Origin of the sequence: Acetohalobium arabaticum DSM 5501 (assembly GCF_000144695.1) — a bacterium.
In the GTDB taxonomy this organism is placed as follows: domain Bacteria; phylum Bacillota; class Halanaerobiia; order Halobacteroidales; family Acetohalobiaceae; genus Acetohalobium; species Acetohalobium arabaticum.
Genome location: NC_014378.1, coordinates 1,247,001 through 1,264,048, shown reverse-complemented (window position 1 = coordinate 1,264,048; position 17,048 = coordinate 1,247,001). Strand labels below are relative to the sequence as shown.

General features: G+C 32.0%; 20 protein-coding genes, 1 pseudogene and 1 riboswitch. Of the genes and pseudogenes, 13 read left to right on the top strand and 8 right to left on the bottom strand.

Annotated features, from left to right (window positions below):
* The first annotated feature begins 67 nt into the window (after nt 1-67).
* The 7 genes from acear_RS06145 (at nt 68) to lnt (ending at nt 6,442) form a co-directional block, all read left to right on the top strand.
* On the top strand, nt 68-751 hold the full coding sequence (locus tag acear_RS06145; protein ID WP_013278147.1) for a Crp/Fnr family transcriptional regulator: 684 nt from the start codon (nt 68-70) through the stop codon (nt 749-751).
* Nucleotides 752-887: 136 nt separating this feature from the next.
* On the top strand, nt 888-1,388 hold the full coding sequence (locus acear_RS06140; protein ID WP_013278146.1) for an AmiS/UreI family transporter: 501 nt from the start codon (nt 888-890) through the stop codon (nt 1,386-1,388).
* A 195-nt stretch (nt 1,389-1,583) separates the two neighbouring features.
* Nucleotides 1,584-1,712, top strand: coding sequence for a CopG family ribbon-helix-helix protein (locus tag acear_RS12355; protein WP_187286609.1), 129 nt, complete (start codon nt 1,584-1,586; stop codon nt 1,710-1,712).
* 504 nt (nt 1,713-2,216) lie between these two features.
* On the top strand, nt 2,217-2,504 hold the full coding sequence (locus tag acear_RS06135; protein WP_013278145.1) for a TMEM165/GDT1 family protein: 288 nt from the start codon (nt 2,217-2,219) through the stop codon (nt 2,502-2,504).
* Nucleotides 2,505-2,587: 83 nt separating this feature from the next.
* Nucleotides 2,588-2,830, top strand: coding sequence for a hypothetical protein (locus acear_RS06130; protein ID WP_013278144.1), 243 nt, complete (start codon nt 2,588-2,590; stop codon nt 2,828-2,830).
* A gap of 141 nt (nt 2,831-2,971) precedes the next feature.
* Nucleotides 2,972-3,154, top strand: a riboswitch (Lysine riboswitch).
* Between the two features lie 62 nt (nt 3,155-3,216).
* The gene (locus acear_RS06125) at nt 3,217-4,797 is read left to right on the top strand and encodes a Na+/H+ antiporter NhaC family protein (RefSeq protein WP_013278143.1); all 1,581 of its coding nucleotides are present in this window, start codon (nt 3,217-3,219) and stop codon (nt 4,795-4,797) included.
* Between the two features lie 139 nt (nt 4,798-4,936).
* Nucleotides 4,937-6,442, top strand: a complete 1,506-nt coding sequence (lnt, locus tag acear_RS06120) for an apolipoprotein N-acyltransferase (protein ID WP_013278142.1) — start codon at nt 4,937-4,939, stop codon at nt 6,440-6,442.
* 4 nt (nt 6,443-6,446) lie between these two features.
* Here lnt and lexA read toward each other — a convergent pair whose 3' ends face one another.
* Nucleotides 6,447-7,070, bottom strand: a complete 624-nt coding sequence (gene lexA, locus acear_RS06115) for a transcriptional repressor LexA (RefSeq protein WP_013278141.1) — start codon at nt 7,068-7,070, stop codon at nt 6,447-6,449.
* A gap of 174 nt (nt 7,071-7,244) precedes the next feature.
* Here lexA and acear_RS12940 point away from each other — a divergent pair, with 174 nt between their 5' ends.
* The 6 genes from acear_RS12940 to acear_RS12935 all read left to right on the top strand — a co-directional run bounded on the left by acear_RS12940 (nt 7,245) and on the right by acear_RS12935 (nt 11,956).
* Nucleotides 7,245-7,367 (top strand): hypothetical protein, encoded by a 123-nt coding sequence (locus acear_RS12940; protein ID WP_280956761.1) that lies wholly within the window; start codon nt 7,245-7,247, stop codon nt 7,365-7,367.
* Between the two features lie 272 nt (nt 7,368-7,639).
* On the top strand, nt 7,640-7,813 hold the full coding sequence (locus acear_RS12550; protein WP_013278140.1) for a hypothetical protein: 174 nt from the start codon (nt 7,640-7,642) through the stop codon (nt 7,811-7,813).
* Nucleotides 7,814-7,889: 76 nt separating this feature from the next.
* Nucleotides 7,890-8,831 carry a tyrosine-type recombinase/integrase gene (locus acear_RS06110; protein WP_013278139.1) on the top strand — a complete coding sequence of 314 codons (942 nt, stop codon included), beginning with the start codon at nt 7,890-7,892 and terminating at the stop codon, nt 8,829-8,831.
* Between the two features lie 69 nt (nt 8,832-8,900).
* A complete protein-coding gene (xerA, locus tag acear_RS06105) occupies nt 8,901-9,833 on the top strand; it encodes a site-specific tyrosine recombinase/integron integrase (protein WP_013278138.1) in 933 nt (310 codons plus the stop codon).
* 132 nt (nt 9,834-9,965) lie between these two features.
* On the top strand, nt 9,966-11,495 hold the full coding sequence (gene spoVB, locus acear_RS06100) for a stage V sporulation protein B (RefSeq protein ID WP_280956760.1): 1,530 nt from the start codon (nt 9,966-9,968) through the stop codon (nt 11,493-11,495).
* Nucleotides 11,496-11,830: 335 nt separating this feature from the next.
* Entirely contained in the window at nt 11,831-11,956 is a 126-nt protein-coding gene (locus acear_RS12935) for a hypothetical protein (RefSeq protein WP_280956759.1), read from the top strand.
* A 19-nt stretch (nt 11,957-11,975) separates the two neighbouring features.
* On the opposite strand, the gene acear_RS06095 is transcribed toward acear_RS12935, so the two are convergent.
* The 7 genes and pseudogenes from acear_RS06095 to acear_RS06060 form a co-directional block, all read right to left on the bottom strand.
* Complete coding sequence (locus acear_RS06095) at nt 11,976-13,580, bottom strand: ankyrin repeat domain-containing protein (RefSeq protein ID WP_013278136.1); 1,605 nt, start codon at nt 13,578-13,580, stop codon at nt 11,976-11,978.
* Between the two features lie 123 nt (nt 13,581-13,703).
* Nucleotides 13,704-13,901 (bottom strand): annotated as a pseudogene (locus acear_RS06090) (Y-family DNA polymerase); the annotation flags it as partial.
* A gap of 47 nt (nt 13,902-13,948) precedes the next feature.
* Nucleotides 13,949-15,111 (bottom strand): IS3 family transposase gene (locus acear_RS06085; protein WP_148217686.1). Its coding sequence is split into 2 segments (ribosomal slippage): nt 13,949-14,838 and nt 14,838-15,111, totalling 1,164 coding nucleotides; the frame shifts between segments, so codons are not numbered across the junction.
* 78 nt (nt 15,112-15,189) lie between these two features.
* Nucleotides 15,190-15,831, bottom strand: a complete 642-nt coding sequence (locus acear_RS06075; RefSeq protein ID WP_013278132.1) for a tetratricopeptide repeat protein — start codon at nt 15,829-15,831, stop codon at nt 15,190-15,192.
* Nucleotides 15,832-15,948: 117 nt separating this feature from the next.
* Nucleotides 15,949-16,191: an RNA chaperone Hfq gene (hfq, locus tag acear_RS06070; RefSeq protein WP_013278131.1), complete on the bottom strand. Its 243-nt coding sequence runs from the start codon at nt 16,189-16,191 to the stop codon at nt 15,949-15,951.
* A 41-nt stretch (nt 16,192-16,232) separates the two neighbouring features.
* Entirely contained in the window at nt 16,233-16,466 is a 234-nt protein-coding gene (locus acear_RS06065) for a hypothetical protein (protein WP_013278130.1), read from the bottom strand.
* Entirely contained in the window at nt 16,435-16,959 is a 525-nt protein-coding gene (locus acear_RS06060; RefSeq protein WP_148217685.1) for a hypothetical protein, read from the bottom strand. The genes acear_RS06065 and acear_RS06060 overlap by 32 nt, the downstream gene beginning before the upstream one ends.
* Nucleotides 16,960-17,048: the final 89 nt, after the last annotated feature.

The following is a 17,048-nucleotide window of genomic DNA, read 5'->3' as shown; positions in this document are numbered from 1 at the left end:
CTATCTAGATAGGGCTTTTTATTTTTAAATAAATAATAATATAGTTAAATATAAGGAGGGAAAATTAATGATAGAAAAGAAAGTATTGAAGAATTCTTCTTATTTTGCTACGCTGTCTGAGAAAAATTTAGATAAAATTGTAAATCTAATGTTTGTACGTGAGTATAAAGAAGGAGAGATTATCTTTTTCGAGGAAGAAAAAGGAGAAGGATTATTCTTTATTAAATCAGGCAAAGTCAAAATTGCTAAAATAGTAGAGAGTGGTGAAGAACAGATTTTACATATTCTTAAACAGGGAGAAATTTTTGCTGAAGTTGTGTTATTTGATGGAAGTAACTATCCAGCTACAGCTATTGCTATGGAAGATTCACAGATTGGTATTTTGAGAAATAAAGACATTGAAAGATTAATTACAGAAGTACCAGAGATTGCATTAAAAATTTTAAAGGTGATGAGTAAAAGATTAAGAAGAGCCCAACAGACTATTAGAAATTTGGGATTAAAGAATACCGAAAGTAGAACAGCTAGTATTCTACTCTATTTAGCTAAAGAACATGGTATTGATGGTAAAAATAGAAACCAAGTAGAAATTAATCTGTCTTTAAGCCAACAAGAATTATCTAACCTAGTTGGAGCTTCTCGGGAAACAATCTCTAGAGTTTTAAAGAAATTAAAAGAAAAAGATTTAATTGCTACTTCTCGCCAGCAGATTGTAATTAAGGATTTACTTGGGTTAAAAAGGATTATATAAATTAAAACAATAGTTTAGTTCTTAATTAGGTACAAGAGGGATCATTATTACCAATTTTTAAATTATTTTGACAAACATTTGTTATTTTGTTATAATATTAATACAATAAAGAAATTTCAAAAAAGGGGTGATTAAGTTGTATGAAATTATCATTGCTGCTGTTTTATTTGTGGATGCCTTTGTGCTCTTTGTCTTAGGTGCAGAAACTTTGGGGTATGGAAAAGTAAAAACTGCAGGAATAGCTACTTTCATTGGCGGATTCTTCCAGTTAATTAATGGTCTAATACTTATTTTCCTATTGAATAATGCATATGATGGATTCTTAGTCTGGATATTTGCTATTACTTTTCTTTACGCAGGCTATATATTCGCCAAGGAAATGACTACGGATGCACTGGCTAGTGCTCTAGGAATGCTTGGTATTTTCGTCGCCTATTATTTTGTAGATATGGCTCTAGCTGGCTATCAGGTCTGGCTAATTTTGATGGGTAGTTACATAATCTTGTATGCTATATTTGTAGCTTTCCTTAACGAAAAGGTTTCTGCGAAATTAACCGGATGGTATGCTATAGCTGTTAGCATCTTAACCTGTCTAGTTCCCGGTATGTATTATTTATCAGGTAATAGTTTCCATTAATAACTATTTAATAAGGGGTAAGGTCTTTAGACCTTACCCCTTATTATTTTTGAAGTATTTTTTCTTTTCCCCTCCATCCAAATAGGCAAATAGGATGGAGGGGAATTGCTACGGTTTTTACCTGTCTTTCTAATGTTTAATGTTGACATTTTAATTAATATAATGTATAATATGATGTAAGGAGTGATGATAACAATGAAAAGAACTCAAATTTCATTACCACAACCTTTAATTGATAAACTTGACAAAACTGCTGATAAAAAAGGTATTTCTCGTTCGGAATTGATTAGATATATTCTTGATTCTTACTATGATAAAAAGTAGGTGATTACTTTGAGTGATAAGCATCATATTATACATCATAGATTGTCTTTGAAGGCTTAAAAAATATCAGAAAGAATATTACTAATGATAATGCCTTGAATAATTATGAAAAGAACTCTTGGGCTTTCTATCAATTAAAAGAACTTATCAAACACAAAGCTAATTTAAAAGATAGCATATGAGATAACTCGTAGTTCTTATTGTTTTTTACAGTAAGAATGGGCGTAATCTTGTCAGGCGAACTCGTTACTTTCTTTCTTTAACCTGAATCACCAATTTGACTCTTAGGATATGCTCAGCATATCTGAACTTAGCAAGTTCTATCCAAATCTATGATTTGAGTGGAAAAGCTGACAAGGACTAAGCTAGATAATAATTAATTATTATCTAGCTTTTTTTCTTATTTTTGAATTTAATCTGTTTTTTAAGATTAAATTAATAATAAAGTAAAACTAAATTTAATAAAATTATCTTAAAACTGATAATTAAGGAGCGTTAACAGTTATGAACTGGAAATTATTCTTTACGACTTATGCTATGTTATTCTTAGCTGAATTAGGAGATAAAACTCAATTAGCTGTATTCACTTTAGTAACTCAAAATGAATCACCAATCCCCATTTTTTTAGGAGCTTCAGCTGCATTAATTACTGTAACTTTAATTGCTGCTTTTTTTGGCAATATGATTACTAAATATGTTCCTGAATCCTATTTACAACTAGGAGCAGGAGTGATTTTTATTGTAATTGGTATTTTTGTTTTAAAAGATGCTCTTGGTAATTTAGTTATGTAATTTCTATATCCTCCTTTCTAAATTATATTTTTTGAATTAGTGGTTAAAATAATAATGAAATTTATAGTAAAGGAGGAGAAAGAATGAGCCGAGAGATAACTATTTACTTATCAGAAGAAATTGATAATTTCATTACTACATTATCTTTTGAAGAAGGAATTTCAGAAGAAGAAGTAATTGTTGAAATCTTAAGAGATTATTATACAGTAATCCAAGATGAATATGATGATTATGAAATTCCAAATGAGTTATTTTCACTCAAAAATGAAGAGGGACTTTTGACAATTTCAGATACTTACAAGAAAAAATTTAATGAAAGCGAATAATTTTTTCTTGTAAGTATCTAATTTATTCTAAATTGTCTAGGATATACCCAAATTAAGTCAAATATGTTGCAGAAAATACTTATGTATGTTATACTACTTTTAGAAATTTAATAAGTAATAATTATTTAACCTCATCTCTAATGATGGGGTAGAGGCGCAGTTAGCCACAAGTAGCTTCAGTAAGCAATTAAGGTATAGTTTGATTTGAAGTAAACAGGGTAACTGCCGAAACTCTAGAAGTTCTGTAACTTTTAGAGTTGGGCTAATACTTAATAGGTATTAGACTGTCACTAAATATATCTTTAGTGAAGTGCTATCTCATGTTAAGTTAAGTAAAGATGAGGATTTTTTATTTATTATTCAAATTAATTAAGGAGGGCTGAACTGTGAGTGAATATGGTGTATTATCTATTCTTCCGCCATTATTAGCTATTATTTTAGCTTGGTGGAGTAGAGAAGTATTAATTTCTTTATTTATTGGTATCTTAGTGGGAGCAACAATCTTAGCAGATTTCAACCCATTAGTTGGGTTTATGAGAACAGTCGATACTTATATGGTTAATTCATTAACTGATTCCTGGAATGTATCAATATTATTATTCTTATTAACTTTAGCCGGTATGGTTGGTATTATAAGTCGCTCGGGAGCAACTCAAGCTGTAGCTGATTATTTAGCTAAAAAGGCGAAGACAGCTCGTAAAGCCCAGATTGCAACCTGGTTTATGGGATTATTAATCTTTTTTGATGATTATGCTAATACTTTAATTGTAGGAAATACAATGCGATCAATTACTGATAAATTAAAGATTTCTCGTGAAAAATTGGCCTACATTGTTGACTGTACTGCTGCTCCTGTTACTAGTATGGCATTAATCTCAACCTGGGTTGGATATGAAATGGGATTAATTCAGGATGCATTTACTAAATTAGGTATTGAACGGAATATCTATGCAACCTTTTTACAGACAGTACCGTATCGTTTCTATAGTGTCTTTGCTTTATTCTTAGTCTTGATAATTGCTTCTTTAGGAAAAGATTACGGCCCAATGTATGATGCTGAAATGAGAGCTAGGAAAGAAGGAAAGTTACTTAGAGATGATGCAACTCCTATGGCTTCCAAAGAATTAACAGAAATGAAGACTCCGGATGAAAATGCTTTAAATTGGTATGATGCCTTTATTCCGATTGTTTCAGTAATAATAATTACTTTGATAGGCCTGTGGTACAATGGAGGAGGAGCAGAAGGAGCAACTATTCGTAAAGCCTTTGGCGATGCCGATTCCAGCGTAGTACTGCTTTGGGCATCCTTCGGCGGTACTATAATTGCTGCTTTAATGTCATTTGGCAAAAGAGTACTTTCGATTGAAGAAGTGATGGAGGCCTGGATAGATGGGGCTAAGTCTTTGGCTATTGCTTCAGCTATCTTAATTTTAGCCTGGTCTTTAGGTGGAGTTATCGATGAATTAGGAACTGCTAATTATATTGTTAAATTAACTAAAGGTGTTGTTCCTCCCTTCTTAGTACCAACAATGATGTTTGTACTGCCCTGTGTTGTTGCTTTTGCTACTGGTACATCTTGGGGAGCGAACGCAATTATTATGCCGTTGGCTATTCCGATGGCAGTTAAATTAGGTGCTCCTTTAACTCCGACAATTGGAGCAGTATTGACAGGCTGTGTTTTTGGAGACCACTGTTCTCCAATATCTGATACAACTATTATGTCTTCAACATCTTCAGCAGCTGATCATATTGATCATGTCAAGACTCAGATTCCTTATGCTATTACGGCTGGAGTAATTGCAGTTGTATTTGGATTTATACCGGCTGGATTGGGAATTTCAGCTGTATTTTTAGTTCCTATAGGATTAATTGCATTATACGTAACTGTTAATCTTTTGGGAAAAGAAGTTAGCGAAAGTAAAGAGGTAATTGAAAGTCAAGAAACTGTCGAAGCAAGTTCAAGTTAAAAATTAAATGATAAATGGGGTAATAAGGCTGTTTAGAGTAGAAATACTTTAAGCAGCCTTTTTTGATTATAAAATTAAATAGATTTACTTAAAAAGATATGGTATAATAACTTCCAAAGATAAAGTTAGGAGTTAAAGTATGTATAATAAATCAGGTTCAAGATTTATAATGCCTATATTAAGCGGGATATTATTAGGAATACCTTTTCAATTTCCTGAATTATACTTTGTAAATTGGATTGGATTAATACCTTTATTATTGGTTATCAAGAATCAGTCAGTTAAAGGGGTTTTTAAGAGTGGAGTAATCAGCGGAGGAGTATTCTTTGGATTCATTCTTTATTGGCTGGCTTATCCACAGATGATTTTTGATTTACCGATAATACTAGCAATAGGAACAGTGGTTTTATTATGTAGTCTATTGGCATTCTTTATCGGTATCTTTTCTGTAGCTGCCAATTATATACTTACAAATCATCGAATCTGGAGTTTTTTATTAATTCCAACTGCCTGGACTACTTTAGAATACTTACGCGTATTAGTAACCTTTAAGAATCTACCCTTTGGAATTATCGGTTATAGCCAAGCCTATCTCCCGTTATTAATCCAGATTGCTGATTTAGTTGGTGTCTATGGAGTTACATTTTTGGTAATTTTACTTAATATTTTGATTTATAAAGTGATTTTATATTTAGCATTAGAGAATATCTTAACTAAAAAGGAAGTTATAATCAGTTGTTTGATTTTAATAATTACAGTTGGGTATGGTATAGTTAAGTTAGATATTAATTCTCCGTTGAATCAAAAAGAGAAGACCTTAAGATTAGGAATGATGCAGCCTAATATTCGCCAAAAAATCAAATGGAATAGAAACCATCAAAGTAAGATAATTGATAAATATATAGATTTAACTGAAGAGCTTCTAACAAATAAAGAGATAGACTTAATAATCTGGCCTGAAACAGCAGTTCCTTTCATATTGAATGATGGTCGTCTACAGCAGAAGAAATTATTCCAAAAGATCGATAGCTGGAATTTACCTTTGCTAACAGGAGCTTTAAACCAGACTAATGGTATCATTTATAATCAAGCTTTATTAATAAATTATAATTTAGATATTATAGATAAATATAGCAAAGTAAAACTTGTTCCTTTTGGAGAGTATCTTCCTTATAAAGATTACTTTCCTAAATTTATAAGAGGGATGATCAATGATAAGACTCCTGGAACTAAGTTAAATAATTTCAATTATCAAGGAATAAATTGGAGCAATCCTATCTGTTCTGAAATTCTGAATCCAGATTTAGTCAGTAAATTAGCAGTTAATAATCATTTTCTAATCAATATTTCAAATGAAGCCTGGTTTAAAAAAAGTAGTGGACCAATTCAAACTTGGCAGTCGACTATCTTTAGAGCAGTAGAAAATCGAAAGCCGGTCATTAAAGTAAGTAATACAGGTATTAGCGGTGTAATTAATGCTCAGGGAAGAGTTGTAAAACAGATTACTCCCTTTCAAGCTAAGACTTTTACTTATAACTTAAGAATAAAAGAGCCAGAAAAAACAGTTTACAGCAGATTTGGTAATTATTTTATATATTTAATTACATTAATTAGTACAGGTTTGCTACTAATGAGGTATTATTAATAACTTAGCTAAGTTGACGATAAACTCCAACTACTTTCCCCAAAATCTGAACATCAGAAGTAATAATAGGCTCCATAGTTTCATTTTCTGGCTGTAGTCTGATATGGTCTTCTTCTTTAAAAAAGCGTTTAACAGTAACTTCTTTATCCAATAAGGCTACAACAATATCTCTATTCTGGGCAGTATTCTGCTGCTTTACAATAACATAGTCTCCATCTAAAATTCCTGCTTCAATCATACTTTCACCTTCGACAGTAAGCATAAACAACTGATCTGTAGTATCACTGATATACTCCAATGATATAGGAAAAGTATCTTCAATATTTTCGACAGCCAAGATAGGTTTTCCGGCTGTTACTCTACCCAATAGAGGGATATTCACCATCTCTTTTTCTGTTTCTTCTTCACTTATTGGTTCATGCAGAACTTCAATTGCCCGCGGTTTAGTTGGATCTTTACGAATGTAGTCTTTCTCTTCTAAAGTTGTTAAGTGAGAGTGTACTGTTGAAGGAGAGCTCAATCCTACTGCATCGGCTATTTCTCGAACAGAAGGGGGGTAGCCTTTCTGGTTTATCTCTTCAATTATAAAATTAAGGATCTGCTGCTGTCTAGCTGATAAGTCTTCCATTATCTTTACCTCCTTGCCTGAAATTGCTTGTATATTATATCATAACTAATTTACAAAAGCAAACTTCTGTTCGATTCGGACTTGACACAGAACAGATGTTCGGATATAATATTATTAGAACACATGTTCTGGAAACTTATGTTCTATACGGATCAACAGTAGGAGGGAGATATAATGAAAAAAAGAGTTATCAATTACTATCCAGCAGACCAGAATAAGAAAAGTAATCATCTATTTTCTAAAAAAGTAATTTTTAGTTTAGTATTAATTTTCATCTGCGTTATTCTACAGAAGTAGATCTTAGAAAGAAGGTATATCAGATTAGAGAAATTAATGATTTATCTTCTGCTAAACTTTATCCGGGAGAGGTAATTAAAATTCCCAAAACTTAATTACCCCTTGAAATTTGCAGGATATTAATTTAAAATATAAAATAAACATAAATACAGAAGATTTCAATTAATATTCACAATTTTTTTCTTCATGAATAGTATATTATGTAATAGACATATGGTATAATAAAAATGGTGCATTAAAAATTCTAATCTCAAAAAGGTAGGGTTGGATAAATGAGTACATCGAAAATATCTGAGTGTGTGCTAGAACATAAACCCTGTACTGACTGCGGGGAATGTAATTATTGTGACCTCGACGAAACCAAAATATGTGATAACTGCATGGAATGCATAGAGGGTAATCAAGAATTTAGAGCCATTGAAGTTTCAGATATCAAATATGAATAATCATTTATGAAAGCAACCATTTACAGTGGTTGCTTTTTTGTTAAATCTATTTATGATTAAATTGGAGGAAAATGAAGTGTATATTTATCGATTATATAATAAAGATAAGGAGATAATTTATATTGGAAGGACTAAATTGGAAAGAATAGAATTAAGAATCAGAACCCATTTTAGTAATTACAAAAAGTACAATCTTGATTCATTTTGGCGCAAAAATATAAGATACTATGATTATGCTAAAGTTAATAATAACTATGAATTAGCAATGTATGAAATATTTTATATAAATAAATATAACCCATGTAATAATAAGGAAAATAAATTTAATTGTCCGTTGACTGTAGAATTACCAGAATTAAGTTTTTCAAATACAAAGCATGTTGAAAAAGCAGGAGTAGACTTAGAATATTACCTTGATATTTATAGTGAATGGCTTGGAAAGTTACAATCTAAAAGCCAAGCAATAACTTTCCAAGATAAAAAAGAAATTATTCAAAAAGTAGATCAATACCTTCCAAAGAATATCAATAAACTTTTTCAAACTATTAAAACAGAACAAAAAACAAATTGGATAAGAAATTCACTAGCAATAAAATTAATCTCTTATACTGGTTTAAGAACTTCAGAATTAATAGATTTAGATTATAAAGATATAGATTTATCCAAAAGAGCATTAATATTTACTAGAAACAATGAAACTCACTTAATGCCAATAAATAAAGAATTAATACCAACACTAGAAAGACATATACAGAATAATATTGAATCTCAAAATAAACCCTTATTTGTTTCTACACGAGGTAATAGAATGAATCATAGATCTTTGCAGATGGTAATTGCAAAGTATCGTTCTATAATAGAGGATAAATTAAATTTTAAACTAACTGCTAATAACTTAAGACAACTCTTTATCAAAACATTATTAACAATTACAGATAATTTTGATTTGATAAAGAGTATTTGTGGTATAGGCAAAAACCGTATCAATGAAATAAAACTTAATCATAAAGTTTTATAATATAATAACCTTCGTTAAACATATATTTAACGAAGGTTTAGAAGAAAATAAACTAAGGAGGACAAAATAATGAGAAATTTAACATATCACAAAGCAATTAATAGCTTTACTAAATACTTAATTGCGGAACGTGGATATTCTGAATCTACTGTAAACCATTATAAGCATGATTTATCAGTATTTGGTAGATATCTTGAAAAAGAATTTGATTGCAACTTAGAAGAATTAAATGTAACTAACATTAATCGATTTGAAGTAAGTGAATTTCTAAGTGATATTATATTAGTAAAAGATAATAGCCCAGAAGCTAGAAATAGAAAATTATATAGCTTACGTTCGTTCTTTGAATATCTTAAAAAACGAAACATAATCAAAAATAATCCTACTGATTCCATTGAAGCCAGTAAATCAGAATTAAAATCAGAACCCATCTATCTCAACGAAAAAAACATGGAGAAATATCTTGAGGCTATTAAAAACTATAATTCTAAATACTGCAGTAGAGACTTAGCTATCAATAAATTATTCTTATATAGTGGTTTAAGGATCTCAGAATTAGTTAATCTAAATCTTGATGATATAAATTATGAAGATCAATCTATAAAGTTCTTCGGCAAAGGAAACAAAGAACGTTATGTACCTTTACATCAAGAAGCTCTTACGGCAATTAAAGATTATCTACCTGATAGAAATAAAATTACTCCTAAAAACCAAGATGCACGCCAAGCTTTATTTTTATCTAATCAAAGAAGAAGAATTTCTGTTCGTACTATTCAAAAGATGGTCAAAAAATATGCTAAAAAAGCCGGCGTTCGAAATGCAAGCAAGATAACTCCTCATAAACTAAGACATACCTTTGCTTCTCTGCTCTATCAGAAGACTAAAGATTTGAGAGTATTACAGGACCTATTAGGCCACAGTGATATCTCCACTACTCAAATCTACACCCATACTGATAAAGAACAGCGAAAAAGTGCAATTGATGAAATGCCGGATATGTAAATCACTATTAACAGCTTCCTTCACTTAGAAATATCAGTCATTCAATTAATTTAATCATTTTTAATTGAATATAATTAACTGTAACTATCGTAATTTATAAAGGAGGAAGCTGTTATCTTTAAAAAACAGACATTGCTCCAAGGCGCTTTTGTCTTGATGATTGCTGGGCTTATAAATCGCACTCTAGGATTTGGATTAAGGTTAGTTCTGGTTCGAATCATTGGGGACCAAGGTATCGGACTCTTTCAGATGGTCTTCCCTGTCTTTATCACTTTTTCCATTCTTGCTACTTTTGGTTTTTCAGTAGCTATATCTAAGTTTGTTTCAGAAAGAATTAGCCAGAACAACTACCATGAAATCTTAAAAATACTTAAGATAGCTGTAATATTTGCTGTAATTACCGGTAGTTTCTTTGCTATTATCCTCTATTTCAATGCACCATTTGTAGCTAATAAAGTTTTAAATAATGCTAAAACAGAACTTTTACTCAAAGCCATTGCTCCTGCCTTATTCTTTGTAGCTATAGCTTCTATGTTTCGTGGCTTCTTTCAGGGCCTTAGAATGATGATTCCGACAGCTACTTCACAAATTGTAGAACAGATAACTAGAATCATTGTTACTTTAGTCGTGATTAAAGCTTTGTTGGATTATCAGCTTAAATACCAGGTTACCGGTGCAGCATTAGGAATTAGTGCCGGTGAGGGTTTGGGTCTGCTTACATTGTTGTTAATTTTCTTTAAAGTAAAAACAGATATCATTAAGCAGATACAGCCTACTATCGATATAAAAACTAATTGGAATCTATTTAAGGAATTAATTAAGTTCGGATTTCCTATTACTATAGGTAAAGTAGTCGCTTCTTTAATCTACAGTTTAGAAGCTATCTTGATTCCAGCCCAACTACAGGCAGCCGGTTATTCCGTTACAGAAGCTACTAGCCTCTATGGACAGCTGTCAGGTATGGTTCTCCAGATTGTTCATCTGCCAACTGTAATTACTGTAGCCGTTACTTCCAGTCTGATTCCAGCAGTTTCCGAAGCTATTTCTGCCAACAATCATAAACGATTCCAGGACCACTACCAGCAGGCATTGAGGTTAACTATTTACACCGGATTACCGGCAGCAGTGATCTTCTTCTTGCTGCCAGAAAAGATCTGTAGTCTTCTCTTTGGCTATCCGCAGGCAGGTTCAATTCTGCAGTTATTTGCGCTGGGAGCAATCTTTTTATATCTATTACAGATTCTAAAAGGAATTCTTCAAGGGTTGGGTGATCCCAATATAGTAGTTATTAACTCTATAGTAGGACTTATTTTTGAAGTAGTCTTAATCTATTTCTTAGTCAGCCAACCGGATATTGGGCTAAAAGGAGCAATTCTTGCCATTACCGTTAGATTTATAGTAATTGCTATGCTGCATTTTGTTGCTATTTACAGAAAAGTAGATTTAACTTTAAATCTTAAACAGCTAATTATAAAACCATTTTTGGCTGCTGGACTCTTAGCTGCTAGCCTAACGTCAATTTATCAATATTTCTGGCAGTTAAGTCAGAATAATCTATTAAGCACTTTTTTAGCCGTAAGTATTGGGATGACTGGGTATTTAGCAATCTTAATTACAACCGGTGGCATTACCTCTAGAGATATAGATCGTATTCTGAATTAATGTTACAGATGAAGGTGTAACTATATTGATATATTGTTGCAGTTTAGAGTTGATATATTTCAAACGCTGCCAAAATCAGACCTTATCAATTAGCAATAAATTATACTTAGAGCTATAACTTAAAATTTCCACTTTATATGCTAATAATTCTTTTATTTGGGTCTGCTTTAAGTTGCTTTTTGAAATATATCAACAATAATTACGCAAAATTATTTAAAGGGACGTGTTTAAAACCAGATCAATGAAATTTCTATGCTGCAAATAGTCAATATGTGTCCAGAGCGACTCTTAAAACTAACCCGAAACCATGGACGACGGAGGGCCAGTTTTTGAGAATGAGTGAGACAGGACGTCGAGCGAATGGCAAGCGGCGGATACATATTGACTATTCCCGCAATATCATGAATGAAATCATATTAGATCTAAATGGAAACTGCAACAATATATCAATTATGCTTTAATCTTGTGCAAGTCTCTAAATTAATTAAAACTCTTATCATTCAACCTCCAATAAATTTCTGTATCCTTTATTGACTGATTTTCATCAGCATAATCAATCGCTACCTTTCCAGCACTATCTAACTTAGCATCGGCTCCATGCTCCAATAAAGCCTCAATTACCTCCGGATTACTATTTTTTTCTGCTGCATGGATTAACGGTGTCTTCTCTTTATCATCCCGAATATTAATTTCTGATCCATTATTAAGTAAAGTCTTTATTACCTCAGGATCAGAGCTGTTTTGAGCAGCATAGATTAAAGCAGTTCTTCCCTCTTCATCCTTAACTCCAACTTCTGCTCCATTACTAAGTAAAGTAGTAAGTATTCTAGTATTTTTATTCTCAGCAGCATACATCAAAGGTGTTCTACCTTCTACATCACAACAATCAATTTCAGCTCCATTATTGAGTAATGTAAGTATTACTTCTGGATACGGATTATGTTGAGCAGCATACATTAATACTGTCTTCTCATTACTATCTTTAGCCTCTATTTCAGCTCCACTACTGATTAAAGTAGTTATTATTTCAGAAGCAGAATTATTTGCTGCCGCATACATCAATACCGTAAAGCCGTCTTTATCTCTAGCGTCAATCGCTGCCCCATTATCAAGTAAAGTAGTTATCACCTTCGAATTAGGATTTCCCTGGGCTGCATACATCAAAGGTGTTAAGCCGTCTTTATCTCTAGCCTTTACATCAGCATCATTATTAATTAAAGTAGTTATTATTTTTGGATTAGAAGTATTCACCGCCGCATACATTAAAGCAGTAAATCCATCCCTATCCCTGGCCTTAATCTTTGCTCCATGTTCAATTAAAAGATCCAGTATCTCCGGATTATCATTCTTGCATGCTGCATACATTAGAGCCGTTAATCCATCCTTATCCCTGGCCTTAATCTCAGCTCCATTTTCAATTAAAGCAATCAAAACTTCAGGATTTAAATTATATTCAGCAGCAACCATTAATGCCGTCTTACCGCTTTCTTCTCTAACTTCAATCTTAGCTCCGTTATAAATTAAAGCAGTAATGATATCCAAATTAAAATTACTGGCTGCCGCATACATCAAAGCAGTCCGTCCATATTTATCTCTAGCCTCTAATTTAGCTCCATTATTAATTAAAGTAGTTATAACTTCCGGATTATCATTCTTATACGCAGCAAACATTAAAGAGATTCTTTCATCTTTATCCTGAGCATTAACTTCAGCTCCATTATCCATTAAAATCTTGATCACTTGGGGATTTAAATTATCTTGAGCAGCATACATTAATGCAGTTCTATTATCCTTATCCTCTACATTAACCTTTGCTCCCTGCTCAATTAAAGTAGCTGCCAGATAAGGATTAGGATTCTCTTCTGCAGCATACATCAAAGCAGTTCGGCCGGTTTCATCCCGATTATTTACTTCGGCTCCCTGTTTAATTAAAGATATTACAACATCAATACTAGAATTATCCCTAGCCGCAAGCATCAAAGGAGTTAAACCTGCTTCATTACGCTGATAAACATTAAATCGATCGCTATTAATATATTGCTTTATATTAACCATTGGTTCTTCTTTAAATATACGTTCCTGCATAAATTGCCTCCTTTTCTATATTCTTATCAATTAAATAGCTTTAGTTGTTGATAAATATTTCGCTTTAAATTGGATAAAGAGACACCAATTAATCTAATTTTCTTTTTTAATACCTCATCTTAGACAGAGCTGTTTAGCCTTAAAAATCGGCATAGCAGAATGAATCCCATACTTTCGGGCTTCATAGGAAGCAGTACTTACCACTCCCTGTTTACTTGTCCCACCGATAATCACCGGCTTGTCCTTTAATTCAGGATTATCTCTTATCTCTATAGCTGCATAAAAGACATCCATATCTACATGTAATATATCTAGTTCCATCTCCAACACCCCAAAACTGAGGTTCCCCCATTAAATTAGACACTATATTAAGCCATTTTTCTCTCTTTCTCGTAGTTTTTCGGACTCATATAATTCAAATATGAATGTAGCCTAACTTTATTATAGTAACCAGCAATATATTCAAATATATCTAACCTAGCTTGATTTCTGGTTAAATACTTTTTATGATAAACTAACTCAGTCTTCAAACTACCAAAGAAACTCTCAGCAACTGCATTATCCCAACAGTCACCTTTACGACTCATTGAGGATCTAATGCTATGCTGTTTAAATAAATTCTGTAATTTGTGGCTTGCATACTGGCTACCTCTATCAGAGTGGAATATAAGTCCTGCTTCAGGGTTGCGGCGACTTATAGCCATCTTAGTTGCTGACATTATTAAATCTGTATTTATTCTTTTACTCATAGAATAGCCAACTACTTTTCTTGAATAGAGATCAATTACAACTGCCAGGTAAAGCCAACCCTTTTTAGTTGATATATAAGTAATATCAGAGACCCAGACTTTATCTGGTTTATCTATATCAAAATCCCTTTTTAGGAGATTTTCTTTTAAAGGTAAGTCATGATTTGAATTGGTAGTTCTTTTAAACTTTCTTTTTTGAATTGCTTTTAAACCCATTATCCGCATTAACCTAGCAACTCTTTTAATGTTCACTGTATAACCCTCTTTTCGCAGCACTCTATGAATTCTAGGGCTACCATATGTTCCATTATGCTGCCAGTAAATTTCAGCTATTTTAAGTTTTAATTTTTTATTTATTTTTTCTCTTTGAGATGGTTTTCTATTTAACCATTTATAATATCCAGAGCGGGACACCTCTAAAACCTGACACATCTTCACCACAGTAAATTGATCACTGTGGTCCCTGATAAAACCGTAAATTACTTCGGTTCGTTCGAGAAGATGCTTACGGCCTTTTTTAAAATATCACGCTCTGTTTTAGCATCTTTTAATTCTTTTTTTAGTCTTTGAATTTCTTTTTGTTCAGAAGTTAGTTTCTGTTTGCCATGGCCTGGAAAAGCAAGATCACCTTTATCTTTATACTCTCGACGCCATCTAACTAAAGTTCCATAGGGTATATCAAGATTTTCAGATACATCTTTAACTGTTTTATCTGATCTATTTGATAGTTCAACAGCATCTTTTTTGAATTCTTCTGTATAACTTTTTCGTTTTTCTCCCAATTGTAGCACCTCCGTTACTTCTATTATATCGCTTAACTGGGTGTCTAACAAATTGGGGGAGGGTCATCTAACGAAAAGTTAATCCAATAATTTAGTAGCTACACTGCCTGATTTTCCTACATGGTATAAGGCCTTAAATATACTTCCCTGTTTATAATAAACAGCTCCTAATAGAAAATGAGTATAATCATCATCCCTAATTTCCATCGATCTTTTTAATACCTTCTCAGCTTTATCATACTTTCCTAACTTACCATAGACAGTTGCTAAATAATTATGAGACCAGATATTTTCCGAATCTTTTTTAACTATCTTCTTAAATATCTGTAATGATGATTCATAATTATGATCAGCATAATAAGCAAAACCTAAATAATTAAGTAAAAGAGGACCACTGGAAGTTTCATCAAGCTGCTTTTCATAATATTTGGTCAGCTTCTTTAATTCTTTATCTTCCTTCTTTTCATCCAACTCATCAAGAAAATCAAACTCTTCTTTGGCTAAATCAATCTTTCCTAAATTAGCATAGGCAACCCCTAAACGAAAATGGGCCTTAATATTTTTTGGGTTATCTTTCTCTTCTTGCTTGATTAACTTTTGGTTAGTTTCAATCAAATCCTTCCATTCAGATTGATATTTACTTTTACTGATTGCTGAATTATTAAACACTCCAAAAACCAATAATATGATCAAAACTAAAACTATATCAAGTCTCTTCATTAAATTTCACCACCAATTTTGAATAATTTCCTAAATTATATTATAAAGCCTATTATAAAAACGGTTGATAGAATTGTCTATCAACCGTTTTTCTTAATTCCAATGCTATTAATTACTCTAATCTGTACCATTATTGGATTTAAATAAACTTTCAACAGCTTTTTCTGGAGTAATAGTAGAAATAGCATGTTTATAAATCATCTGTTGCTGGTCATCAGTATCTAAAATAACTGTAAAATTATCAAAACCGGTTACCTTTCCACTTAACTGAAAGCCATTTACTAGATAAACTGTAACAGTAATATCTTCACGGCGGACTTGATTTAAAAAGCTATCCTGGAGATTGATTTGAGACGTCATATTGATATAGAGCCCCCTTTATATATTTATATTAATTACTTCTAGATGTCTCTATTTTTTTCCTGCAAAGCTTGAATATTTTTATTATCCTTACATAAAACACAGTACCCTTTCTGCAGTGATTCTTCTCGCAGTGAAATTTCTGTTTTTACTCTACCTTTTTTAATTCCATCCTGACGGCCAAAATAATAGCCAATTAAGTATCCAACTCCTAATATAATAAAGAAACTAAAGACTATAATCTCATTGATTTTTCCTTCCCCTCCCAGTTTCATCTTCCAGCAATAATACAATCAAGGGAGTAACCACCAATACAGTTAAAGTCTTTTTTGGGTCAAAATAAACTCCAATTGCCAATACAGCAATAAGCAGTAAAATAACCTGCCGTTTCCCTAACAAATATACAGAATTATTGCGGTAAACCTCTTTATCATATTTTAGATCTATTAAGTCATCAATTAACTGAATACCAACCATAACTGATAAAGAAGAAAGAAAATTTTCGATTGGTAATATATAAATGCCAATTAATAAAAGCAAGAGACTTTCTTGGTAAGCCTTAAGCCCAGTTGGTAACTCATCAGTTAAATCATATCCCATACCTAAAATATAACTGGCCCAAAATAAAGATACAGCCCAGGAATAATTAAAAACAACAGCTAACGAAAAAGATAATAAAGTATAAGGAAGGGTTGCTCTTCCCCATTTTAAAGCTAAAGTCTTCTTATTTTGTAGTCTATCCAAAATCTGGTCTAAATAATCATCCATTAACTTAATACTTATTCCAGTAAATAAGACTGCTAACAGATCATGAATTGAGGGAATAATAATCTTTAACAAATTCTCACCTTCTAATT